This window comes from Vibrio sp. 1069, assembly GCF_033340555.1.
Genome location: NZ_JAWOWP010000472.1, coordinates 1 through 653, shown reverse-complemented (window position 1 = coordinate 653; position 653 = coordinate 1). Strand labels below are relative to the sequence as shown.

Here is a 653-nt window from a genome sequence, read left to right as displayed (position 1 = left end):
CATAACGAAATTACACTGCGTAACGTGCAATTTACGGTGATATTTGTGTCAATACACGTCGCTTAAAATCAGGCGAAAAGTGAATTGCATCAAAACCTTGCGCCAAATTATTCATTGAAACTATTCAAAGACCAAGAATGATAATTATGTAGAAATAATCAATCAAGAAATAGTCTTATAAATTTACCCCTAGTTCAACTGGCCTGACCCAAATCTCGTTAGTATGTTGGTTAATTGCTCTTAAATGTTGATACATATCACATTAACGTTATTGTTGACTTACTCACCCAATCGTTAACCGGCAATTAACAAAACAACATACTGTTGTATTTTTATACGAAACTGCTCATTTTTGTAGATACAGATCAAATACCTGCTAGAATACCCTTAGTTTTTACAAGAGGATTCGTTATGAGTGTCGAATTAGAAGAAAGCCAAGTATGTGAAGCTTGTGGCTGTGCTGGTGAGATTGGTTTCATCATCAAAGAAGGCGACGAGGTTGCTGACGTAACGATTTTCGCAGAGACTAAAGATGCATTAGAGTCTGAGTTAGCGAAATACATCGAACTAGCTAAATCAGTCTGCGCTGGCGTTGAATACAATGTGTCAGAGCTGACAGAAGAATCTAAAGAGCTAACCGCTCGATTCAAGTT

1 protein-coding gene is annotated in these 653 nt (G+C 37.1%); it reads left to right on the top strand.

The features are described from left to right. Window positions 1-411: 411 nt before the first annotated feature. Window positions 412-653 (top strand): DUF406 family protein (locus R7040_RS27220; RefSeq protein ID WP_318097710.1); only part of this gene is annotated, 242 nt, incomplete at its 3' end.